We start from the raw sequence: 14,846 nt of genomic DNA, 5'->3' as shown, positions 1-14,846 counted from the left end.
GGGGCCAAGAGTGTCATGTCCCTGGTCAGAACCCGACACCAGGATTGAGAATCCCCAGCGGATCCAGGGCCGCCTTGATCCGGTGCTGCACGTCGATCGAGTCGGCACCGATCTCGGACTCGAGCCACTTCTGCTTGAGCCGGCCGACACCGTGCTCGCCGGTCGTGGTGCCGCCGAGCTCGATGGCGAGGGCGAAGATCTCGTCTCCCGCGGCGGTCTCTTCCGGCGGCATCACCCCCGGGACATCGTCGGGCGACGGATCCCAGCCGATGACCGGGTGGAGGTTGCCGTCGCCGGCGTGGGCGATGGTGTAGATGCGTACGCCGTGCCGGTCCGCGATCTCGGAGACCCGCTCGACCGCCTCGGCGAGCCGGGACCGGGGCACGCAGATGTCCTCGATGAAGAAGGCGCCCTCGGCCTCGATGGCCGGCAGGACCTGGCGACGGGTCGCGACGAGGCGGTCGGAGGACGCCTCATCGACGCCCTGCTCGACCCAGGTGGCTTCCTTGCCGAGGACGGCCGCGATCGCCTCGATCTCGCTCTCCGCCGCCGGGCCGTCGGCCTGGGCGATCACCAGGGCGTCGCCCCGCGCGGCGTAGGAGGTGCCCGCGAACCGGTCGATCGCCTCCAGGCAGCGCCGGTCGACGAGCTCCAGCATCGACGGCACCCGCCGGGCGGCCGCGATCGCGGCGCAGGCGCGGGCGGCCGCCGCCACCGAGGCGTACGCAGCCGACGCCGTCAACGTGGAGACCGGCCGTGGCTTGAGCCGCAGGGTCGCGCCGACGACGACGCCCAGGGTGCCCTCGGAGCCGACGAAGAGCGCGGTGAGGTCCAGACCCGCGACGCCCTTCATGGTGCGGCGGCCGGTGTGGATCAGGGTGCCGTCGGCGAGGACGACGTCGAGGCCGAGGACCGCCTCGCGGGTCACCCCGTACTTCACGCAGCGCAGCCCGCCGGCGTTGGTAGCCACGTTGCCGCCGATCGAGCAGATCGCCGCCGAGGCCGGGTCGGGTGCGTAGCGCAGTCCCACCTCCGCGGCCGCCGCGTCCAGGTGCGCGGTGAGGACGCCCGCCTCGACGACCGCGATCTCGTCGACCGCGTCCAGCTCGATGATCCGGTCCATCGCGGAGAGGTCGACGACGAGGTGGCCGGTGCCGGCCACCGCTCCCCCGGCCAGCCCGGTGCCCGCACCGCGCGGGACCACCGGCACCCGGTGCGCCGAGGCGACCCGCATCGCCGCCTGGACGTCCGCGACGCTGTGGGCCCTCACCACCGCCAGCGGCAGGCCGGCGGCGACCGATCCGGACCGGTCGGTCGAGGCCGCCAGCCGCGAGATCTCATCGGTCACCACCTCCGAGACACCGGCGGCGAGATCATCGATCAGGGGAAGCACGGACTCCGTCGTCATCCCGACATCCTCTCGTGAGATGGCCGATTGCGAACCCCTTCGCCGATACCGATACGCTTTACCTCGAGGGGAGTACCTCACCAAGCTCATTCCGGTCAGTACGTCGGTGCCGACACCGTCCCGGAATGACACCCCGATCCGGGGTGAGGGAGACCTCAGACGTTCATCGACACGCCTGAGGAACCTTCATGCTCGATACCATCGGTACGCCCACGCTCTGGGCCGTCACCATCGGCGCCGTCGTGGCGCTGATCGCCCTCGACTTCGTCCTGACCCGCAAGCCCCACGACGTCTCCATGAAGGAGGCGCTGGGCTGGTCGGCCTTCTACATCGCGCTTCCGCTCGCCTTCGGCGTCTGGGTCTGGAACGCCCACGGCAGCCAGACCGGCTTCGAGTACTACACCGGCTACATCGTCGAGAAGTCGCTCAGCGTCGACAACCTGTTCGTGTTCATGCTGCTGCTCGCCGCCTTCGCGGTGCCACGGCACCTGCAGCAGAAGGTGCTGCTCTTCGGCATCGTCGGCGCGCTCGTGCTGCGGGGCATCTTCATCGCGCTGGGCGCCGCGGCGCTGTCCCAGTGGGACATCGTCTTCCTGATCTTCGGTGCGATCCTGCTGGTCACCGCCGTGAAGCTCTTTGTCGAGGCTCTCCAGGGACACGACCAGAAGGTCGACCCCGAGGAGATGCTGGCGGTACGTCTCGGCCGCAAGATCGGCCTGAAGCCGATGGCCATCGTGGTGCTCGCCATCTTCGCCACCGACATCATCTTCGCGGTCGACTCGGTGCCGGCGGTCTACGGCATCACCGGCGACCCCTACCTCGTCTTCGCCACCAACGCGTTCGCCCTGCTCGGCCTGCGGGCCCTCTACTTCGTGCTCGAGGGTGCCCTGTCCAAGCTGGTCCACCTCTCCTACGGTCTGGCCGCGATCCTCGCCTTCATCGGCGTCAAGCTCGGCCTGCACTGGGCCCACGGCCACTGGGACAGCGTCCCGGTCATCCCGACCTGGCTCTCGCTCGTGGTCATCATCGGCATCCTCGCCGTCACCGTGACCACCAGCCTGATCGCCTCCGCGCGCACGCAGACTCGTGAGGAGAACGAGGCTCTGGAGGAGACGAACGCCTAGGCGACTGTGTTGGTCTCGACACGCTCGGCCGCGGGCGGCCTCGCGGCTCGACCAGCGGACGTACCGGCGGCTCGACCGACGGGGGCTCCCGTCGGTCGAGCCGGACTCGTGAGGAACGAACGAGTCCGTGTCGAGACCAACACATCCCTAGCCGCGGTCAGTCCAGCGCGAGTCCCTCCGCCGGGCTGACCTTGGTGGCCCGCTTGGACGGTGCCACGCAGGAGACCAGGCCGGCCAGGCCCGCGGCCACGACCACCGCCACCAGCTGCAGCACCGGCAGCTCGAAGGTGGCGTCGGGCAGCATGTCGCCGACCAGGATCTCGCTGCCGCCCCAGGCGAAGAAGACGCCCAGCGCGGTGCCGACGAGGGCCGCCACCGCCGAGAGCAGCACCGCCTCGGCAGCCAGCGTCCGCCGCAGCTGGCGCCGGGTCAGGCCCAGCGCCCGTAGCAGCGCGTGCTCGCGACCACGCTCGAGCACCGAGAGGCCCAGCGTGTTCGCGATGCCGGCCAGCGCGATCAGCACCGAGATCGCCAGCAGCCCGATCACGGCCCAGGTGAACACGTCCAGCTGCAGCTCGACCCAGGCACGCTGACCCTTGCCGTTGGTGAGCTCGGCGTCGGGGGCGAGCACCCCGAGCGCGCCCGCCAGGTCCTCTGGGTCGGCGCCCGCGTCGGCACGGACCCAGACTGCGTACGTCTGCGGGTCCTCGGTCAGCGTCCGCAGCGTGGCCGCGGAGATCTGCGGTGCCCCGTCGATCTCGCGTACGTCCAGGGTCACCGTCGCGGTCCGGTCACCGACGACCAGCTCGACCTTCTCGCCGGTCGCCTCGAACTCGTCCTCCACGAAGGCCGAGGCGGCCGCCGGGGAGATCACCATGGTGCCGGGCTTCACGCTCAGGTCCTCGAGAGCGATGTCTCCGCCCGGCGGGGCGACGACGGGCAGCGGAACGGGCTTGCCGTCGGTCCGCACCGATGCCATGGCTCCCGGTACGGCGACCGCGTCCGCGACGCCCGGGACCGCCTTCGCGTCCCCTGCCACCGAGTCCGGCAGCGGCTTCGACTCGGCCTGGAGCGCGATGTCGATCGGGTGCTGCTTGGCCATCTCGTCCAGGGTGGCGCCGCGGATGGTCGCCATCCCGGTGAGCACGCCGGTGGTGAGGGTGACGCCGACGAGAAGCGACGCAGCGGTGGCGGCGGTGCGCTTCGGGTTGCGTCCGGCGTTGGCCGCGGCGAGCTTCGCCGGGGAGCCGGCGACCACGGCCAGCGCCGACCCGGCCAGTCGCACCAGACCCGGCACCAGCGCGGGCCCGAGGAGCATCACGCCGATGAAGGTGACCCCGCAGCCGAGCAGCACGATCAGCATCCCGGTCTGGGCGTCGTCCCAGCCCACGGCCACGAAGATCGTCGCGATGCCGGCCAGGGCCACGACCAGACCGAGACCGATCCGGAACATCCCGGCGCCGCGTACGTCGAATCCCTCCTGCGGCCGCAGCGCGGCCAGCGGGCTCAGCCGCATCAGCCGGCGAGTGGGCAGCCACGAGGCGACCAGCGTGGTGAGCACGCCGAGGACGAACGCACCCACGAGCCAGGGCCACTCGAAGGCCACCGCACCCAGCGGCGCGGTCTCGGCGAGCTGCCGCACCAGCGCGACGATCCCCCAGCCGAGCAGGACGCCGACCACCAGGCCGAGCAACGAGGCGATCACCCCGAGAGCGAGCGCCTCGCGGCGTACCGATCTCAGGACCTGACGCTTCGTCGCGCCCATCGCGCGCAGCAGCGCGAAGTCGCGCATCCGCTGGGCGAACAGGATCGAGAAGGTGTTGGTGATGACCAGCACGGAGACGAACAGCGCGATGAAGGCGAAGATCAGGACCATGTACGCCACGACGTTGACCTCCTTGTTGAGCTGGGTCTGCAGCTCGGTGAGGTAGTCGTCGGCGTTCAGCCAGTTGTCGGCCTCGGCGCCGGCTCCGGCGGTCATCACGGCCTGGACGTACTGGTCCCCCCAGCCCTGCATCTCGGGCCAGGTGACGTAGATCGGCGAGGACCACATCGACGGGGCGTCCACCAGGCCGACGACTGTCGTCTCGACCGCTGTCGTACCGCTGCCGACCTTCAGCGTGTCGCCGATGGCGATCTTGTTGGTCTTGGCGGCGTTGGCATCGACCACGGCCTCGCCGGCGCGGGTCGGGAAGCGGCCCTCCTCGAGATCCTGCCATTGCCAGCGCTTCTCGGTGGAGACAGCGCCGACCATGATGTCCTGGCCGAGCATGGTCTCGTCGGTGCGGACCGGCTGCATCGAGAGGGCCAGGGCCCAGCCGCCCTTCTCGACGTACTTGTCGGTGATCTCGTCGGAGGGGAGGTCGACCGCGCCCACCGCGTTGCGGAACGGCGCGTCGATGCCCGCGAACAGGCCCGACTTCGTCGCCGAGGTGAGGGCGTTGGTCACCACGATCAGCGCGACCGCGGCGATGACCGCCACGACTGCCGCGGCGTACCGGCGGGCGTAGGTCCGCAGGGATGCGAACAGCACCGTCCGCATCAGCGCGTCACCCCTTCGCTCTGCCGAATTTCTAGGGTCCCGTCCTTCACGGTGACGATCTCGTCGGCGTACGCCGCGGCGGAGGCCTCGTGGGTCACCATGACCACGGTCTGACCGAGCTCGCGGACGCTGCGGCGCAGGTGGTCGAGCACCTCGGCCGACGTCTCGGAGTCGAGGTTTCCGGTGGGCTCGTCGGCGAAGAGGATCGCGGGCTGGGTGACCAGCGCACGGGCGATGGCCACGCGCTGCTGCTGGCCGCCGGAGAGCTCGGAGGGCTTGTGGCCCAGGCGCTGGCCGATGCCGAGGGTGTCGGCGATCATCTGCGCCCGGGCGCGGGTCTCGTCGGTCACCCGCCTGCCGGCCAGCTCCAGCGGCAGCTGGATGTTCTGCCCGGCGGTGAGCATGGGCAGCAGGTTGAACGCCTGGAAGACGAAGCCGATGTTCTCGCGCCGGAAGATGGTCAGCTGGTCGTCGTTGAGGTTCTGCAGCGGTTGGCCCGCGACCGTCACCTCACCGGTGGTGGGACGGTCGAGGCCGGCCAGGCAGTGCATCAGCGTCGACTTGCCCGAACCGCTCGGGCCCATGATCGCGGTGAAGGCACCGCTGCGGATCTCCAGGTCGACCCCGCGCAGTGCGTGCACCTCGGTGGCACCCTTGCCGTAGGTCTTGGTCAGGCCCACCGCCCGCGCGGCGGCCGTCATCGTGGGAACAGAGGTCTGTGTCATGCCACCGACCCTCTCGCCCGGAGGCGTAGGTGCACATCGGGCTGGGGGCTGATCCGGGCGTACGACCTGGGGTTGATCGGCCAGGGTCGGCTCAGGGTCTTCCCCGGGTCAGGGTCACCCCGTCGGCCAGGCGGTAGGGGTTGGTCGAGACCAGGGCGCCGATCGAGCGGCGCAGCCGGGAGACCTCGGCGCGCACCGTGACCACGTGCTCCGCGTCGCCGAAGACGGCTTCGCTGAGCCCGCGCGCGGTGAGGCCGGCGGGGCCGGCCGCGTCGACGAGGGTGAGGATCTCGACGTGGCGGCGGGTCAGGGTGGTGCGCCAGCTGCCCGACCCCGAGACGACCTCGAGGGTGCCGTCCGGATCGAGGCGGGCGGTCAGGCTGCCCGACCCCGAGGAGGTCGGCCGGACCAGCCAGCCGCGCTCGCCGACCCGCTCGGGCAGGCACAGCCCCAGGCCCGGGACGGTCAGCATCTTGTCCTGCCGCGGCGCCGCGATCCGGTCCCGGGCGGCCATCCCGGCGTGATGGGCGACCCAGCCGTCGTCGTCGACGACCAGCAGCGGTCCCTCGACGGCCGATACGACGTGGTCGGTCTCGCGACGCAGCCGCTCCAGCCACTCCTGGTGGTGGCGCCACAGGCTCATCTCGGCCAGACGAACCGCGCTCTCGACCAGGGCGCCGATCGCCGGATGGAGGGTCAACGCGGGCCCGCTGACGTCGACAACGCCGAGCAGGGCGCCGGTGCGGGGGTCGTGGATCGGGGCGGCGGTGCAGTACCAGGGATGCTGGGCCTGCTCGAAGTGCTCCGCGGAGAAGAGCTCGACCGGGGCCGCCTCGGCCAGCGCGGTGCCGATCGCGTTGGTGCCGACCGCTCGCTCGGTCCACAGCGCGCCCTCGACGAAGCCGAGCTGGTCGGCGATCCTGAGCACCCGCGCCGAGCCCTCGCGCCACAGCACCACGCCCTCGGCGTCGGTGACCACCATGAGGTACGTCGCGGCATCCGCCGCCGAGGTCAGCACCGCGCGCAGGTCGCCGATCACCGTCGCCAGCGGCGAGCGGGCTCTCCGCGCCGCGCACTCGGCGGCCGAGGGCGTACGCCTGCCGTTGCTGCTGCCGGGCTCCAGGCCCATGCTCATCACACGGCGCCAGGAGCGCTCTACCAGGATCCGGGGTGTGCTCGGCGGGCGGCTGCCCGACAGGACGGCGTCGTGGACACGTACGAGGTCACGGGCGAGGCGCGGCAGGTCCGCTCCCGCCGGGACTGCTCCGGTCGCTGTCATCTGCCGTCCACCTCCGCCTCCGAGGGTAGGTGCTCGCTGTGACCGGCGCCACATGCAATCCGTTGCAACCCTTTCTCCCGCGCCCGCGCGGCGGTGTGCTGGAGGCATGACGCAGACACTCGACTCCCCTCCCCCGGCCGTGCAGAACGGCCCGGCGCAGACCTGGCTCGCCGACTTCGAGGCGGCCCTGAAGGCACGCGACATCCCCCGGGCCGCCGGCCTGTTCGCCACGAAGAGCTTCTGGCGCGACCTGGTCGCCTTCTCCTGGAACATCACCACCGTCGAGGACCCGACCGGGGTCGCCGACCTGCTCTCGGCCACGCTGGAACGCGTCGACCCCTCCGGGTTCGCGCTCGAGGAGCCGGAGGCCACCGACGCCGGCGTGACCACCGCCTGGTTCACCTTCGAGACCGCCATCGGTCGCGGCCGCGGGCTGCTGCGCCTCAAGGTGGAGGATGACCGCGCGAAGGCGTGGACGTTCCTGACCACGCTCTACGAGCTCAAGGGCCACGAGGAGCCCCGCGGCGAACGTCGCCCGAAGGGTGCCGAGCACGGCTTCAACCGCGACCGGGTGACCTGGGCCGAGAAGCGGCAGGAGGAGGCCGAGACGCTGGGCCTGACCGAGCAGCCGTACGCGGTGATCATCGGTGGCGGTCAGGGCGGGATCGCGCTCGGCGCGCGGCTTCGCCAGCTAGGGGTGCCAGCACTCGTCATCGACCGCTACGAGCGGCCGGGTGACCAGTGGCGCGGCCGCTACAAGTCGCTGTGCCTGCACGACCCGGTCTGGTACGACCACCTGCCCTACCTGAAGTTCCCCGACAACTGGCCGGTCTTCGCACCCAAGGACAAGATCGGCGACTGGCTGGAGTCCTACGTCAAGGTGATGGAGGTGCCCTACTGGTCCTCGACCACGGCCACCAGCGCCTCCTACTCGGAGGAGGCCGGGGAGTGGACGGTCACCGTCTCGCGCGGCGGGGAGGAGATCACCCTGCACCCGAAGCAGCTCATCATGGCCACCGGGATGTCCGGCAAGCCGAACATCCCCGACCTGCCCGGGATGTCCGACTTCCAGGGCGAGCAGCACCACTCCTCCAAGCACCCGGGCCCGGACGCGTACGAGGGCAAGCGGTGTGTCGTGATCGGCTCGAACAACTCCGCCTTCGACATCTGTGGGGCGCTGTACGAGCACGGCGCCGACGTGACGATGGTGCAGCGCTCCTCGACCCACATCGTGAAGAGCGACACGCTCATGGACATCGGCCTCGGTGACCTCTACTCCGAGCGTGCGCTCGCCTCCGGGATGACCACGGAGAAGGCAGACCTGGTCTTCGCCTCGCTGCCCTACCGGATCATGCACGAGTTCCAGATCCCGCTGTACGAGCAGATGGCCGAGCGCGACGCCGACTTCTACGCTCGGCTGGAGAAGGCCGGGTTCCAGCACGACTGGGGCGACGACGGCTCCGGGCTGTTCATGAAGTACCTGCGCCGCGGCTCGGGCTACTACATCGACGTGGGCTCTGCCGACCTGGTCGCCGACGGGTCCGTCAAGCTTGCTCACGGCCAGGTGTCCCACCTGACCTCCTCGGCTGTGGTCCTCGAGGACGGCACCTCGCTCGACGCCGATCTGGTCGTGTACGCCACCGGCTACGGCTCCATGAACGGCTGGGCCGCCGACCTGATCAGCCAAGATGTCGCCGATCGTGTCGGGAAGTGCTGGGGGCTGGGCTCGGACACCACCAAGGATCCTGGGCCGTGGGAAGGTGAGCAGCGCAACATGTGGAAGCCGACTCAGCAGGACGCACTATGGTTCCACGGCGGCAACCTGCACCAGTCGCGCCACTACTCGCTCTATCTCGCGCTGCAGCTCAAGGCTCGGTTCGAGGGGATCGAGACGCCGGTCTACAACTTGGCGCCTGTGCATCATCTCGCCTGAGTGGCCTCCGCTGGTCGAGCCGCCCCGCTGGTCGAGCCGCCCCGCTGGTCGAGCCGCCCCGCTGGTCGAGCCGCCCCGCTGGTCGAGCCGCCCCGCTGGTCGAGCCGCGAGCGCTAGCGAGCGTGTCGAGACCAACACGGTCGCTCTGCGTCTGATCCCCGAGAGTTGGGGTTGTGGCGGCCATATGAAGCACATCGGTTGACGACTGTTTCTTCATGGGCGCCGTGGGCCGCCGACCCTTGCTTTGAGGGTGTTCTCGATCTGGACCGGCGTCAAGGACGGGCCTTCGGCCCGCCGGCTTCGCCGGCCGCTTCGCGGTCCTGGACTCCGGACCAGATCGAGAAAAGATTTGGCTGGCTATCGGGGCGGCGGCCCGGGTGTGGCGCAGCGGATTCGTGCTTCGGATGCGTGGGGTTGATGGGGTGGAGGGTGGCCCTTCGGGCCACTTACCATCCACAGAAGCGATGCCGTTCGCTCACCGCGAAAGTGCAGTCTGAGCAGGGAAAATAGATGGATGAATGAGGGCAGAAGGCGTAGAATCAGACACATCACAGCACACCTCTGAAAGAGAGGGCAGCGATGAGTCTCGGCCGCGACATCGACCCCTGGGGCACCAACCCCGGTGATGCGATCGAGGCTGCCTTGGCCGCCATCGAGACCACCCTCGAAGAACTCCTCGCCTCCGACCCTGTCTATTGGCGCACCGGGCAGAAGAAGGACCTGCTGGAGCGGTTGGAGAAGCTCCAAGCCCAACAGACCGCGTTGAAGCTCCGGGTGCTCGCCACGGCCGGCGACATCGCCGCGGAGACCGGCGCGAAGGACGCCTCGGGGTGGATGCGGACCGAGCTCCTCGTCGACAAGGCGGTGGCCCGCTCCCAGATCAAGCTCGCAGCGGCAGTCGCGAAGTACGACCTCGTGGCTGACGGACTCGCCGAGGGGATGGTGTCCCAGGACAAGGCCCGGGTGATCACCCAGGCGCTCGATGCCATCGAGGTCGGCCCGGCCGCCAGTGCCGAGGACCTGATCCTCGCCGAGAAGCTCCTCGCGGATTACGCCGGTCGCCTGACCGCCAACGAACTGCGGATCGTCGGCAAACGGATCCTGGCCGAGATCGACCCCGAACGATTCGAGGCCGCCGAAGCCAAAGCTTTGCAGCGGGAAGAGGAGCACGCCCAACGGCGCACCTTCTACTCCTCCCGCGACAACGGCGACGGCACCATCGACATCCAGGCGAGGGTCTCCCGCGCAGTCGGGCTGCGGCTCCGCACCCTCTTGGACTCCCTCGCGCAGCCCCGGAAACTCTCCGCCGAGGGCAAAGGCCGCAAAGCACCCTACGACCGGCTCCTCGGCCAGGCGTTCGCCCGCGTCATCGAGACCTACGACGTCGACCAGCTCCCCCGCCACGGTGGCCACGGCACCACGGTGTTCATCACCATGAGCCTCGACCAGCTCCGTGCCGACCTCGGCACCGCGGCCCTCGGGTTCGACGGCGAGCAGATCACCGCCGCGGAGGCCCGCCGAATGGCCTGCAACGCAGATCTGGTCCCGGTGGTGCTGGGCACCGACTCCGAGATCCTCGACCTCGGCCGAACCGCCCGGTTGGCGTATCCGGTCCAACACCGAGCACTCCGGCTGAGAGACAAGTGCTGCCAGGCCGAGGACTGTGACGCCCCGGCGGCCTGGACCGAAGCCCATCACCTGAAACCCTGGTCCGAGGATGGGAAGACCGACCTGGCGAACATGGTCCTGTTGTGTGCGAGCGACCATCGCCGGATCCACGATCCCGACTACACCTATGAGCGGCTCCCGGACGGTCGGATTCGGTTCAGCCGCCGCATCTGAAGCAGCCCGACTGAGCTGGGATCCAGCTCGAGAGACGATCGCCGATCATCCGATCGGCTATCCGAACGTGGCCCGTTGCCAGATGGCCGCGGGCCACGATCGGGCGATCGTTGAGGCATGAAGAATTCCACGTTCACCACTCGCCCCGTCCGTCTCCTCGCGACCTCCGTCGCCGCCCTCGCCACCGCGGCTGTGCTCGCCGCCTGCGGCGCGACCGACGACGGTGCCGCCTCGGGCTCCGAGCAGGCCGGGTCGTCCCAGCAGGCCGCTGAGTCGACCCGGACCGCGACCCCCTCCGACGTCCTCGCCTCGACCGCGTGGGAGACGACCGGCGCGGTGGACCAGGACGGGAAGGACGTACCTCTCGAGGACGAGAACGTGTCGACCTTCGTCGGCTGGGCCTACTTCGACGGGGGCGGCACGTTCACGATGTACAACCTCGACGACTCCCCGAAGATGCAGGGCGACTGGACCGTTACCGAGGACGGCAGCACCCGCCACATCGTCGCCAAGGACGAGGCCGGCGAGGTCATGTTCGAGCGCGACTCGGATATCGTCACCCTGACCGAGGACGAGTTCACCTACCGGGTCTTCCCCGACGAGAACGACAAGTCCGTCTACTTCGACATCGTCCACACGCCCACCGACCACGCGGAGCCGACCAGTTGACCTGGTCCGACGGGGTCAGCGGCCGACCAGGCCGGTCTCGTAGGCCAGCACCACCAGCTGGACGCGATCACGAGAACCCGTCTTGGCCAGCAGCCGGCCGACGTGGGTCTTCACGGTCGCCTCGGCGACCACGAAGGTCTCGGCGATCTCGGTGTTGGACAGGCCGCGACCGACCAGCGTGAGCACCTCGCGCTCACGCTCGGTCAGCGTCTCCAGCCGCCCCTCGACAGCCGGTCCGGCGGTCGCGGGCGCGGCGGCGGCGAAGTGCTCCAGCAAGCGCCGGGTGGTGCTCGGCGCGACGACCGAGTCGCCGGCGTGCACGGTGCGGATCGCGGTGAGCAGGTCCTCGGGCCGCGCATCCTTGAGCAGGAACGCCGCGGCGCCCGCCCGGATCGCGGCGAAGGCGTACTCGTCGAGGTCGAAGGTGGTCAGCACGATCACCCTCGGTGCGCCTTCGCGGCCGGCGATCAGACCGGTCGCCTCGACGCCGTCCATGCGCGGCATGCGTACGTCCATCAGGACCACGTCGGCCCCGGTCCGGCCCAGCGCGGCGACCGCCTCCTGGCCGTCGCCGGCCTCACCGACGACGCTCAGGTCGGGCTGGGAGTCGATGAGCATCCGGAAACCGGCCCGGACCAGCTCCTGGTCGTCCACGAGAAAGACACGGATCGTCATAGCGGGAGTCTTGCGTAGACACGGAAGCCACCGCCGGATGCCGGGCCGGTCTCGAGCGTGCCGTTGTGGGCCGAGATGCGCTCCTGCATGCCGACCAGCCCAAGCCCGCCTGGCTCATCGGTCGCGTTCGCGGCGGCACCTCGACCGTCGTCGATGACCTCGATCGTGAGGCTGCCCTCCTCGGCCGTCACGGTGACCCTGGCCGCGGCGCCCGGACCGGCGTGCTTGCGTACGTTGCTGAGGGACTCCTGCACCACCCGGAAGGCGGTCAGCGCGACCCCCTCCGGCACAGCGAGTCCCGGCTCGGGAAGATGCGCGGCCAGCTCCATGCCGCCGGCCCGGGTCTCCTCGACGAGGGTCGCGATGTCGCCCAGCCGGGGTTGTGGACGGGTCAGCGCGTCCCCGTCGCGCAGCAGGCCGAGCAGCTGCCGCATCTCGGCCAGCGCCTCCCGGGCGGTCTGCGCGACGGTCTCCAATGCCTTAGGGGCGAGGGTCGGATCCTGCTCGGCGGCATAGCGCGCGCCGTCGGCCTGGACCACGATCACGCTCAGCCCGTGGGCCACGACGTCGTGCATCTCACGCGCGATCCGCGCCCGCTCCTGGGTCGCCCCGAGCTCGGCGCGCTGCTCGGCCTCGCGGCGCAGCTGCTCGTTGCGCTGGATCAGGGAGTCGACGTACGCCGCCCTCGTGCGGGCCAGCGCGCCGAGCGCCCAGGCGGCCACCGGGAAGGTGGCCAGCGAGAGCACGACCGGGACGTACGTACTCCAGTTGATCTCGTCCTGGGCGGTGCCGTTGGAGGCGGCATCGACGGCGCCGAGCCAGTCGTAGGCGCCGAGGAAGGAGCCGAAGAGGCCCACCGCGAGCGCGGCCAGGCCCCAGCGCGGCCGGGCGTAGCGCGCCACCGAGTAGACGGCGATCGGGAAGGAGACCTGGGAGACGAGCGGATAGTCGAGGAGGAGCACCTGCAGGCCGCAGGCTCCGGCCACGATGGCGTAGACGATCACCGGGTGCCGGCGGCGCCACAGCAGCGGTACGAGCTGGATCACCACGAGGACCAGATCGGCGACGTGGTTCGTGCTGGAGACGTCCTTGGCCGCGCCGCCGCTGACCATGGCCTGGATGGCGTAGAACGGGATGATCAGGAACAGAGTGCCGGCGAGCAGGACGTCGAACCACCGTCGCCCTCGCGGGCCGAGCCGCCAGGGCCGTACCAACTCCTCCACGCACCCCACCGTAGAGGAGCCGAGGCAGCTGCGACGTCAGCCCAGGGACGGATGTCACGGTCAGACCCCGGGCGGACTAGAATCCAGAGGCTGGCAATGGATCTGGCAACGGTTGACTGGGTTGGAGGACTCGTGGAGGCAGTGCGCTACGTCGCGATCGGCGACTCGTTCACGGAAGGAGTCGGCGACGAGACCGCTACCGGTCACGTACGCGGCTGGGCCGATCTGGTCGCCCAGGGCTGGGCGGCCTCGGGCACTCGGGTGGAGTACGCCAACCTCGCCATCCGCGGGCGCCTGATCCGCCCCATCGTGGAAGAGCAGCTCCCCGCCGCGCTGGCGCTGAAGCCGACCCACCTCTCCTTCAACGGCGGCGGCAACGACATGCTCCGCCCGAAGGCCGACGCGAACGCGATCGCCGACCTCCTCCAGCCGGTGCTCGAGGCCTGCGACGCCAACGGGATCACGCTGATCCTGCTCTCCGGCGCCAACCCGTCGGCCCGGCTGCCGCTCGGCAAGGTCTTCCAGCGTCGCGGCGACGAGCTCTGCGACCTGGTCGAGCAGCGCGTCGCCCACCGCGACGACATCGTGCGCGCCTACAACTGGCCCGACACCACCCTCATGGAGGGTCGTTTCTGGTCCGAGGACCGGCTCCACATGAACGCCCGCGGCCACCACCGCGTCGCCGCCCGCGTCCTGGACTCGCTCGGCGTCGAGGTCCCGCAGGGCTGGTGGGACCTGGACTTCGAGGCCGCGGCGGGCAAGAAGGGACTGGCCTACTACCGCGAGTTCGTCGGTCCCTGGATCCACCGCCGACTCACCGGCCGCTCCTCCGGCGACGGCCGCACCGCCAAGTTCCCCACCTGGACGCCTACCGCGGAAATGTGAGACCCGGCCGCGGCATCTCGCCGGCGGCCGGGTGTCAGGAGGCGTACGGGATCAGGGCTTGCTGAGCTTCAACGCGTACTTCTTGAACGCGGCCTGCGTCTTCGGCCCGGCGTCACCGTCGATGGTGAGCTTCGCGCCGACCTGGTGCCTCAGCAGGCGCTGCAGCGCCTTGATCGTGTTCTTCCCCGGGTCGCCGTCGATCTTGCCGGCGTAGCCGTAGTCCTTCTTCAGGTAGACCTGGAACGCCTTCCAGCTGTTGGTCCCGAGCTTGCCGTCGATCTTGCCCGGGAACTTCGTGCCGGTGTAGCCGTACTTCTTCAGCACCTTCCCCTGGATGACCTTGGCCTCGGTCGTGGAGAGACCGAAGTTCTGGGTCGCCTGGGCGGAGACCGAGGAGGCGGCGGTGTTGCCGGTGCCGACCTCGGCGTTGGCGATGCCGGACATGGCGAATGTGCCGGTGGCGGCGAGGCCGGTGGCCACGACGGCGCCGACCATGCGTCGGGTGATGGTGGAGGTCACGATGTTTCCCTTCAGTGGGTGG

At 70.1% G+C, this 14,846-nt stretch carries 12 protein-coding genes; 5 read left to right on the top strand and 7 right to left on the bottom strand.

Translation table 11 applies throughout. From position 1 onward, the window contains the following. Nucleotides 1-25: 25 nt before the first annotated feature. The gene (locus BLT25_RS25840; protein WP_091052173.1) at nt 26-1,408 is read right to left on the bottom strand and encodes an FAD-binding oxidoreductase; all 1,383 of its coding nucleotides are present in this window, start codon (nt 1,406-1,408) and stop codon (nt 26-28) included. 188 nt (nt 1,409-1,596) lie between these two features. On the opposite strand from BLT25_RS25840, the gene BLT25_RS25835 reads away from it, so the two are divergent. Then, complete coding sequence (locus BLT25_RS25835; protein WP_091052172.1) at nt 1,597-2,532, top strand: TerC family protein; 936 nt, start codon at nt 1,597-1,599, stop codon at nt 2,530-2,532. A 157-nt stretch (nt 2,533-2,689) separates the two neighbouring features. On the opposite strand, the gene BLT25_RS25830 is transcribed toward BLT25_RS25835, so the two are convergent. The 3 genes from BLT25_RS25830 to BLT25_RS25820 form a co-directional block, all read right to left on the bottom strand. Then, nucleotides 2,690-5,074, bottom strand: coding sequence for an ABC transporter permease (locus BLT25_RS25830; RefSeq protein WP_091052170.1), 2,385 nt, complete (start codon nt 5,072-5,074; stop codon nt 2,690-2,692). Continuing rightward, a complete protein-coding gene (locus BLT25_RS25825) occupies nt 5,074-5,799 on the bottom strand; it encodes an ABC transporter ATP-binding protein (protein ID WP_091052168.1) in 726 nt (241 codons plus the stop codon). The genes BLT25_RS25830 and BLT25_RS25825 overlap by 1 nt, the downstream gene beginning before the upstream one ends. 91 nt (nt 5,800-5,890) lie before the next feature. Beyond that, a complete protein-coding gene (locus BLT25_RS25820) occupies nt 5,891-7,078 on the bottom strand; it encodes a GAF domain-containing protein (protein ID WP_091052167.1) in 1,188 nt (395 codons plus the stop codon). A 106-nt stretch (nt 7,079-7,184) separates the two neighbouring features. Between BLT25_RS25820 and BLT25_RS25815 the strand changes: the two genes are divergently transcribed. The 3 genes from BLT25_RS25815 to BLT25_RS25805 all read left to right on the top strand — a co-directional run bounded on the left by BLT25_RS25815 (nt 7,185) and on the right by BLT25_RS25805 (nt 11,522). Continuing rightward, nucleotides 7,185-9,011, top strand: coding sequence for a flavin-containing monooxygenase (locus tag BLT25_RS25815; RefSeq protein ID WP_091052165.1), 1,827 nt, complete (start codon nt 7,185-7,187; stop codon nt 9,009-9,011). A 579-nt stretch (nt 9,012-9,590) separates the two neighbouring features. After that, nucleotides 9,591-10,853: an HNH endonuclease signature motif containing protein gene (locus BLT25_RS25810; RefSeq protein WP_091052163.1), complete on the top strand. Its 1,263-nt coding sequence runs from the start codon at nt 9,591-9,593 to the stop codon at nt 10,851-10,853. 117 nt (nt 10,854-10,970) lie between these two features. Further along, nucleotides 10,971-11,522, top strand: coding sequence for a DUF4822 domain-containing protein (locus tag BLT25_RS25805; RefSeq protein WP_091052162.1), 552 nt, complete (start codon nt 10,971-10,973; stop codon nt 11,520-11,522). A gap of 15 nt (nt 11,523-11,537) precedes the next feature. Here BLT25_RS25805 and BLT25_RS25800 read toward each other — a convergent pair whose 3' ends face one another. Further along, the gene (locus BLT25_RS25800) at nt 11,538-12,197 is read right to left on the bottom strand and encodes a response regulator transcription factor (protein ID WP_091052160.1); all 660 of its coding nucleotides are present in this window, start codon (nt 12,195-12,197) and stop codon (nt 11,538-11,540) included. After that, nucleotides 12,194-13,420 (bottom strand): sensor histidine kinase, encoded by a 1,227-nt coding sequence (locus BLT25_RS25795; RefSeq protein ID WP_091052158.1) that lies wholly within the window; start codon nt 13,418-13,420, stop codon nt 12,194-12,196. The genes BLT25_RS25800 and BLT25_RS25795 overlap by 4 nt, the downstream gene beginning before the upstream one ends. 132 nt (nt 13,421-13,552) lie before the next feature. Here BLT25_RS25795 and BLT25_RS25790 point away from each other — a divergent pair, with 132 nt between their 5' ends. Beyond that, nucleotides 13,553-14,305 carry an SGNH/GDSL hydrolase family protein gene (locus BLT25_RS25790; RefSeq protein ID WP_176884282.1) on the top strand — a complete coding sequence of 251 codons (753 nt, stop codon included), beginning with the start codon at nt 13,553-13,555 and terminating at the stop codon, nt 14,303-14,305. A 51-nt stretch (nt 14,306-14,356) separates the two neighbouring features. Here BLT25_RS25790 and BLT25_RS25785 read toward each other — a convergent pair whose 3' ends face one another. Continuing rightward, entirely contained in the window at nt 14,357-14,824 is a 468-nt protein-coding gene (locus BLT25_RS25785) for a peptidoglycan-binding protein (RefSeq protein WP_218131485.1), read from the bottom strand. Nucleotides 14,825-14,846: the final 22 nt, after the last annotated feature.

Origin of the sequence: Nocardioides sp. YR527, from assembly GCF_900101045.1 — a bacterium.
In the GTDB taxonomy this organism is placed as follows: Bacteria; Actinomycetota; Actinomycetes; order Propionibacteriales; family Nocardioidaceae; genus Nocardioides.
Note: the sequence above shows the minus strand (reverse complement) of the source record. Positions and strands in the feature narration are given on the sequence as shown.

Coding starts and splice junctions, on each gene's coding strand:
- BLT25_RS25810 (WP_091052163.1), top strand. CDS start 9,591: ATGAGTCTCGGCCGCGACATCGACCCCTGGGGCACCAACCCCGGTGAT.
- BLT25_RS25800 (WP_091052160.1), bottom strand. CDS start 12,197: ATGACGATCCGTGTCTTTCTCGTGGACGACCAGGAGCTGGTCCGGGCC.
- BLT25_RS25830 (WP_091052170.1), bottom strand. CDS start 5,074: ATGCGGACGGTGCTGTTCGCATCCCTGCGGACCTACGCCCGCCGGTAC.
- BLT25_RS25820 (WP_091052167.1), bottom strand. CDS start 7,078: ATGACAGCGACCGGAGCAGTCCCGGCGGGAGCGGACCTGCCGCGCCTC.
- BLT25_RS25815 (WP_091052165.1), top strand. CDS start 7,185: ATGACGCAGACACTCGACTCCCCTCCCCCGGCCGTGCAGAACGGCCCG.
- BLT25_RS25825 (WP_091052168.1), bottom strand. CDS start 5,799: ATGACACAGACCTCTGTTCCCACGATGACGGCCGCCGCGCGGGCGGTG.
- BLT25_RS25835 (WP_091052172.1), top strand. CDS start 1,597: ATGCTCGATACCATCGGTACGCCCACGCTCTGGGCCGTCACCATCGGC.
- BLT25_RS25805 (WP_091052162.1), top strand. CDS start 10,971: ATGAAGAATTCCACGTTCACCACTCGCCCCGTCCGTCTCCTCGCGACC.
- BLT25_RS25840 (WP_091052173.1), bottom strand. CDS start 1,408: ATGACGACGGAGTCCGTGCTTCCCCTGATCGATGATCTCGCCGCCGGT.